6 protein-coding genes are annotated in these 6,348 nt (G+C 68.8%); 2 read left to right on the top strand and 4 right to left on the bottom strand.

Annotated elements, in window-relative coordinates:
• The 4 genes from ACFPZL_RS08720 to ACFPZL_RS08705 all read right to left on the bottom strand — a co-directional run.
• A partial coding sequence (locus ACFPZL_RS08720; protein WP_382335117.1) for a proline racemase family protein occupies positions 1 to 501 on the bottom strand: 501 nt, incomplete at its 3' end.
• A 35-nt stretch (positions 502 to 536) separates the two neighbouring features.
• Positions 537 to 2,111 (bottom strand): ABC transporter substrate-binding protein, encoded by a 1,575-nt coding sequence (locus ACFPZL_RS08715; protein WP_218114011.1) that lies wholly within the window; start codon positions 2,109 to 2,111, stop codon positions 537 to 539.
• 68 nt (positions 2,112 to 2,179) lie between these two features.
• Positions 2,180 to 3,064, bottom strand: a complete 885-nt coding sequence (locus ACFPZL_RS08710; RefSeq protein WP_218114010.1) for an ABC transporter permease — start codon at positions 3,062 to 3,064, stop codon at positions 2,180 to 2,182.
• Positions 3,061 to 4,014, bottom strand: a complete 954-nt coding sequence (locus tag ACFPZL_RS08705; RefSeq protein WP_218114009.1) for an ABC transporter permease — start codon at positions 4,012 to 4,014, stop codon at positions 3,061 to 3,063. The genes ACFPZL_RS08710 and ACFPZL_RS08705 overlap by 4 nt, the downstream gene beginning before the upstream one ends.
• Positions 4,015 to 4,244: 230 nt before the next feature.
• On the opposite strand from ACFPZL_RS08705, the gene ACFPZL_RS08700 reads away from it, so the two are divergent.
• Together ACFPZL_RS08700 and ACFPZL_RS08695 are read left to right on the top strand one after the other, a co-directional pair.
• Positions 4,245 to 5,447 (top strand): PucR family transcriptional regulator, encoded by a 1,203-nt coding sequence (locus ACFPZL_RS08700; RefSeq protein ID WP_218114008.1) that lies wholly within the window; start codon positions 4,245 to 4,247, stop codon positions 5,445 to 5,447.
• Positions 5,444 to 6,289: a VOC family protein gene (locus ACFPZL_RS08695; RefSeq protein WP_218114007.1), complete on the top strand. Its 846-nt coding sequence runs from the start codon at positions 5,444 to 5,446 to the stop codon at positions 6,287 to 6,289. Before ACFPZL_RS08700 ends, ACFPZL_RS08695 begins: the two co-directional genes overlap by 4 nt.
• The last annotated feature ends 59 nt before the right edge of the window (positions 6,290 to 6,348 follow it).

Raw genomic sequence — 6,348 nt, 5'->3', positions numbered from 1 at the left:
GCCCGCGCGCCCGGGGTGCGGGAGCACGATCCGCGCCGCGACGCGCATCGCGGGCTGGTGCAGCACGACCGATGCGAGGGCTCCGCGCTCGTCGCGGTTCACCTCGACGGGAACGATCCCCGACGGGGTCTCCACCCGCACCGTGGTCGCGCCGTCGAGACCGGGCACGATGCCCCGGTCGACGATCGCCGAGACGAGCCCGATCGTGCCGTGCCCGCAGCTCATCGGGGCGCCGTCGTGCTCCATGAAGACCGCGCCGACGTCGGCCGCCGGGCCACTGGGCGGCACGACGACCACGCCGAACATGTCCCGATGGCCGCGCGGCTCCCGCATCAGCCCCGTGCGCATCCACGACTGCCGGGCGAGCAGATCCTCTCGTCGCTCGGCGGGAGTCGCGCCCCGCAGCAGTGCCGCGGCGTTCAGCACGAGCCGTGCGGGCTCGCCGGCTACATGCGTGTCGAGCACCTCGAGCACTGTCGCGGGGCGCGCTCCCTGGGTCATCGGATCTCCGTTTCCTCTAATTCTCCGACCGGAGTTCAGCTGGTGAACTGGATGCCGGTGTAGTCGAAGTCACCGCCGCCGAGCCCCAGCGGATCGGTCTTGTAGCCCTCGACATTGCTGGCGTAGACGTCGAGCACGTCGAGGAACGCCGGGATGATCGTGCCGCTCTCGCTGTGCATGATCTCCTGCGCGTCCCAGAGGTGCTGCTTGCGCTCGGCCTCGTCCACGGTGTTGCTCGCCGCCTGGTACGAGGAGAGGAACTGCTCGTTCTCCCAGCTGCTCTCGTTGAAGCCGGCGCCGGGCAGCTGCGACAGGTTCGTGAACGTCGCGAACGACCAGCCGCCCCAGATGTCGAGCGACAGGGCGCGCTCGGGCGAAGCGAAGCCCGACTCCGGGCTGTAGTAGCTGCCCGCCTCGATCTGCGACATCTTCGCGTCGATGCCCGCCTCGACCAGCTGCTGCGTGTAGGCCTGCGCCAGGTTGATCGTCGTCGGCGTCAGCTCGGTCGCCACGAACTCGACCTGCATGTCGGCGGCGCCGGCGCTCTTCAGGATCGACATCGCCTCGTCGACGTCGTGCTCCCACTGCGGCAGCTCCGAGTTGTAGTAGACGCTCGACGGTTCGGCGATGTCGTTGCCGATCTTGGCGAAGCCGCCGTAGACCTGATCCACGATCTGCTGGCGGTCGACCAGCATGCGCATCGCCCGGCGGACCTCAGGGTCCTTGAACTGCGGACTCGTGGTCTGCAGCACGATGTTCTCGAATCGGCCGCTCTCGTAGTTGTGCAGTTTGAGGTTGCTCGCGCTCTGCACGGTGCTGATGAACGGCGCCGCGAGCAGCGGGGCGTGATCGATCTGACCGCCCTGCAGCGCCGCGACGCGCGCGGCCTCGTCCTTGAACGTCTGAACGGAGATCCCATCGAGGTTCGCCGCACCGTTCCAGAAGTCGTCGAAGCGCTCGAACGTGACGAGCTCTCCCGGCGTGAACGACTTGAGCGTGAAGGGTCCCGTGCCGACCGGATTCTCGGGGTCGAATCCGACGGGCACGACGGATACCGATACCTGCGTGAACGCCTCGGGCAGGTAGTAGGCGGGGCTGCTCAGATTCAGCCGGACGGTGCGCTCATCGAGCTTCTCGATGTTCTTCCCGTCGATCATGCCGAGCGTCGCGGCGTTCTTCGAATCGAGGGTGCGCTGGATCGAGAAGATCAGGTCGTCGGCGTCGAGCGTCTTGCCGTTGTGGAAGGTGACGCCCTCGCGCAGACGCACCGTCCAGGTCGTCACGTCCTCCTGCGTGAACTCCTCGGCGAGGTGCGGTACGACCTGGCCGTCCTCGCTGTAGACCATGAGTCGGCTGTAGACCTGTGCCATGCGGATCGCGTCGACGCTGCTCGACGAGAGGATCGGGTCGATCTGGTCGGCTCCGGAGCCGCCGAGGTAGCCGATCCGCAGCGTGCCGCCGGTGATCGGCGCGGCTCCCCCGCCGCCGGTCGAGGGCGCGGGGCTCGAGCAGGATGCGAGCAGCGACGTTGCTGCCAGTGCACCCGTTCCGCCGAGGAGCGCGCGGCGACTCATCGGCGACGTCAGGAACGAAGCGTTCGAAGGTGACATGTCGGGTTTCTCCAGTCAATCGTGGGTGAGTGTTCGGTTCGGTGGTTGGGTCGATGGGGTGCGGGAGGTCAGGGCTTCGAGCCGTCGTCCTTGCCGAGCGCGCGGGCGAGACCGTCGGAGACGAGGTGCGCGCCGAGGGTCAGCACCAGCACGGCGAACATAGGGGCGAGCACGCCCCACGGCTGCATCGAGAAGAATCCCTTGTTCTCGTAGATCATCCGGCCCCAGTCGGGATCCGGCGGCTGGGCGCCGAAGCCGATGAAGCTGAGCGAGGCGACCAGGGCGATCGCGTACGAGAAGCGGAACGCGATGTCCACGAGGATCGGCGAGAGGATGTTCGGGAGCACCTCGCGGAAGAGGATCCGCCGTTTCGGCATCCCGACGGCCTCCGCGACCTTCACGAAGTCGCGCTCGTAGACCTCGGCCGTGATCGACTTCACGAGCCGAGTGGTCTGCGGGAACTGGTTCAGGGCGACGACGAGCACGAGCAGCCAGGGCTCGGGGCCGAAGCGAGCGATGAAGAGCAGCGGGAGGACGATCTGCGGGAACGAGAGCAGCACGTCGGTGACCCAGGAGAGCACGGTTCCGCTCTTGCTGCTGCCGGCTCCTACGAAGAGCCCGATGACCACGCCCACCACGCTGCCGACGAGCGTCGCCAGTGCGCTGATCGCGAGGATCATCGCGCCGCCGGCGAGGAAGCGCGAGAGCACGTCGCGGCCGAGCACGTCCGCGCCGAGCGGGAAGCCCTCGGCGGGCGGGCTCCCCGGCATCGTGAGCATGGCGTTGGGGTCGTTCGGGGCGAGCAGCGGCCCGACCACGGCGACGAGCACCACGGCGAGGGCGAGCACCAGCCCGACCACCGTGCGGGGGTAGGAGAGCGTGCGGAGCAGCAGGCGCTTCGCCGAGGAGGTGGTCTGCGTGCGCGGAAGCACCGCCATCTGCGTCGTGGTCATGCGATTGCCGTCCTCAGTTTCGGGGTCGCGAGCGTCGCGAAGATGTCGGCCAGGATGTTCGCCGCGACGATGACGGCGGCGAGCGCGAGCGCAACGAACTGCACGGTCGGCAGATCCCGCAGGGCGACCGAGTCGATGAGCGCGGTGCCCATCCCGGGGAAGCCGAACACGACTTCGACCATCACGACGCCGGCCACCAGGTAGCGGGTGACGAGCGCGACCGATTGGATGAGCGGCGGGAAGGCGTTGGGCAGCGCCTGGCGCAGGACGAGGTCCCGGGTGGGCAGCCCGTTGAGGCGGCCCATCACGATGTACTCGGCGTCCAACTGCTCGACCACGGTGCTGCGCACCATGCGCGAGAGCAGCGGAACTGCGGTCAGCACCAGCGTCACGACCGGGAGGATCAGCATGCTGCTCTGCTCCCAGATGGTCCGCGTCGGGTCGAGGGTCGAGACCGGCGGGATCGCGGTGAGCTTCAGGAAGAGCACGATCGAGACCAGCAGGATGCCGATCACGAACTCGGGGATGCCGGAGATGATGGTCGTCACCGCGACGAGGGCGCGGTCGAACCAGGAGTCCCGGTAGCGCGCGGCGATGGTGCCCACGAGGATCGAGAGGGGCACGGTGATGGCGAGCGAGATGCCGGCGAGCACGAGCGTGTTGAGCAGTCGGGCGCGCATCAGCTCGGCCACGGGCAGCTGATTGGCGAGGGAAGTGCCGAAGTCGCCCTGCAGCACGCCCAGGATCCAGGCGAAGTACTGCACGACGACGGGGCGGTCGAGGCCGAGCTGCTGCTTGAGCTGCTCGGCGGCCTCGGGGGTGGCCTGCACGCCGAGGAGCTGGACGGTGATGTCGCCGGGGAGGGCCTGCGTCGCGCCGAACACGATCACGGAGATGGCGAGCAGGGTCAGTGCCCCGAGGCCCAGCAGTACCGCTATCCGTCTGATCACGCGTGTGCCTCCCGCTGTGGACATCGATGTCTTGCGGAGTCCGGCGGCCATTCCGGTCGCCGTTCTCCTTTAAGAGCCGATTCAGCTCTTGAAAAACAACAATGACGCACCTCGCCGCCTCGCGCATGCGGCATCTGCACAATCGTCGAATCGCAGGCCATGCCGAAGCACAGCGCTTCGAGGCTCTGCGCGCTTGCCCCGCCCCGAACGGATCACGATACTGAGTACTTATGGACGCAGCGGCAGAGCACGGGCGGGATGCCCGCTGGACCGCGGAGACGCTGCGGCGCCTCGCCCGCGCGGGGCGCACGGAGTTCGACTTCAGCAGCATCGTGTCGGTGCTCTCCGCCGCCGCGCAGACCCCGGTCTGCGTCATCGACACGCGCGGCAGCTTCCTCGCGTCGACGCCCAGCCGCGCGGAATGGGACGCCGACGAGATACTGACCCGTACCGCCGAGATCGTCGGAGACGGCCTCGTCGTCCACCCGCTGATCGTGGAGGGCGAGACCGTGGCGTTCCTCTCGGCGCGGCTCGATCACGACCCGGGCGGCGTCTGCCAGTTCGCGGCCGACCTCATCTCGATGTACCTCTCGCGCATGAACGCCCGCCTGGAGGGGAAGCGCGAACTGGTGGCCCAGGTCCTCGAGGACTTCTTCGCCGCGCGGCTCCCGGAGGAGGACGCGGCCCGCCGGCTCGCCGAGATCGGCATCGATCCCGGCACCGACCACCGGGTGATCTGCGGCATCGTCGACGCGCCCCCGGAGCGCCTGCGATCCTTCCCCTGGAACCTGCACACCCTCGTCGGCAGCGGTCGCGACCCGTACATCCGCGCGCTGATCGACGGCAACGTCGTACTGGTGGTCCCGGCCGCCGCACCGGCCCGGGTCATCGCCGAGGTCGCGCACGAGCGGCTCACCCGTCTCGGCCAGGATCCCCGGGTCGGGATCGGCAACGTCTTCAAGGGGCTCTCCGGGCTCCGGCTGAGCTACTACCACGCGCGGACCTCCGCGGTGAGCTCTCCGGGGATCAGCGACGGGATGCACCTGAACCTCGGCTCGCTGCTGCTGCTCGCGAACCTCGACCTCCCGCTGAAGACGCTGAGCGACGAAGTCCTCGCGCCGCTCGTCGAATACGACGCCCAGAACCACGGCGACCTCGTCCTCACGCTCGCCACGTTCCTCCGGCTCGACTGCTCGAGCCAGCGCACCGCGGCCGAGCTCTTCGTGCACCGCAACACCCTTCGTTACCGCCTGACGCAGATCGAATCCCTGACCGGCCGCTCGCTCTCCTCCTTCCAGAACAAGATGCACTTCTGGGTGGCGGTGATCGGGTCGGGCGCGCAGGCGGAGCCGCAGGCGGACTACCTCGAATCGCTGCACGCACTCGACCCCGACATCCACACCCCGACGATCCGACCCGAGGCACGCTCATGAACTGCACACCACAGTCACGCCTGCTCACCGAGCTGCGCACCCCGATTCTGCGATCCACCAGGCCGGAGCTCGCGCGCGACTTCTACAACGGTGTGCTCGGGGATCGGGCCACCGTGCTCGGGACCGAGCAGCCCGGCGCCGACGAGCAGACCTGGGGCATCATCCTGCCCGCCCCGGCCGAGGCCGGCTCGCAATGGCTCCCGCACGCGGTCTCCGACGACCTCGCCTCCGTGCAGGAGCGGGTGCACGATGCCGGCGGGACCATCTGCCGCGAGGCCGCGCTGTTCGAGAGCATGCTCGTCACGGCCCCCGATCAGTCCCAGATCATCATCACGGAGCGTGCGCCCGGGGAGCCGGCCCTCGCCCGCGAGCTGCGCGTGATGCTCGAGCTCTGCACGCGCGAGATCGACGCCTCGTGCGGCTTCTACTCCAGGGTCCTCGACCTCACCCAGATTCCGGTGCCCGGCGACCCGTACAGCTACCGCGTGCTCTTCTCGAACGACATCGGTATCGCGGGGGCCGTCGACATGACCACCTTCTTCCGCGAGACGACCGTCTCGCACTGGATCCCGTACTTCCAGGTCGACGACATCGAGCGCGCCGTCGAGACCTCCGTCGCGTACGGGGCGCGAGTCACCGTGCCCATCGACGAGTCCTTCTTCGACACTCGGTACGCCACCCTCACCGACCCCACGGGGGCGACGTTCGGCATGCGGGAGCAGCCGCGGGTCGGCGGCGTCTTCGGCAGCTTCAGCCGGGTCCACGGCAGGTTCCTGAGCTCTGAGGAGCTCGCGGAGCAGGGCGAGCCGGGTGCGATCGGCGCGGTGGGGTCGGAAGGATGAGCGCGCGCGTCGCGCTGGTCGGCGCCGGCCAGGTGGGCCGCCTGCTGGTGCCGCGCCTG

The sequence above is a fragment of the Leucobacter soli genome (assembly GCF_042659205.1).
In the GTDB taxonomy this organism is placed as follows: domain Bacteria; phylum Actinomycetota; class Actinomycetes; order Actinomycetales; family Microbacteriaceae; genus Leucobacter; species Leucobacter soli.
The sequence above is the reverse complement of the archived record's forward strand: the minus strand, read 5'-3'. Positions and strand labels throughout refer to the sequence as shown.

Bases quoted from the DNA above. Each gene is read 5' to 3' on its own strand.
- ACFPZL_RS08700 (WP_218114008.1), top strand. From the start codon at position 4,245: ATGGACGCAGCGGCAGAGCACGGGCGGGATGCCCGCTGGACCGCGGAG.
- ACFPZL_RS08715 (WP_218114011.1), bottom strand. From the start codon at position 2,111: ATGTCACCTTCGAACGCTTCGTTCCTGACGTCGCCGATGAGTCGCCGC.
- ACFPZL_RS08710 (WP_218114010.1), bottom strand. From the start codon at position 3,064: ATGACCACGACGCAGATGGCGGTGCTTCCGCGCACGCAGACCACCTCC.
- ACFPZL_RS08695 (WP_218114007.1), top strand. From the start codon at position 5,444: ATGAACTGCACACCACAGTCACGCCTGCTCACCGAGCTGCGCACCCCG.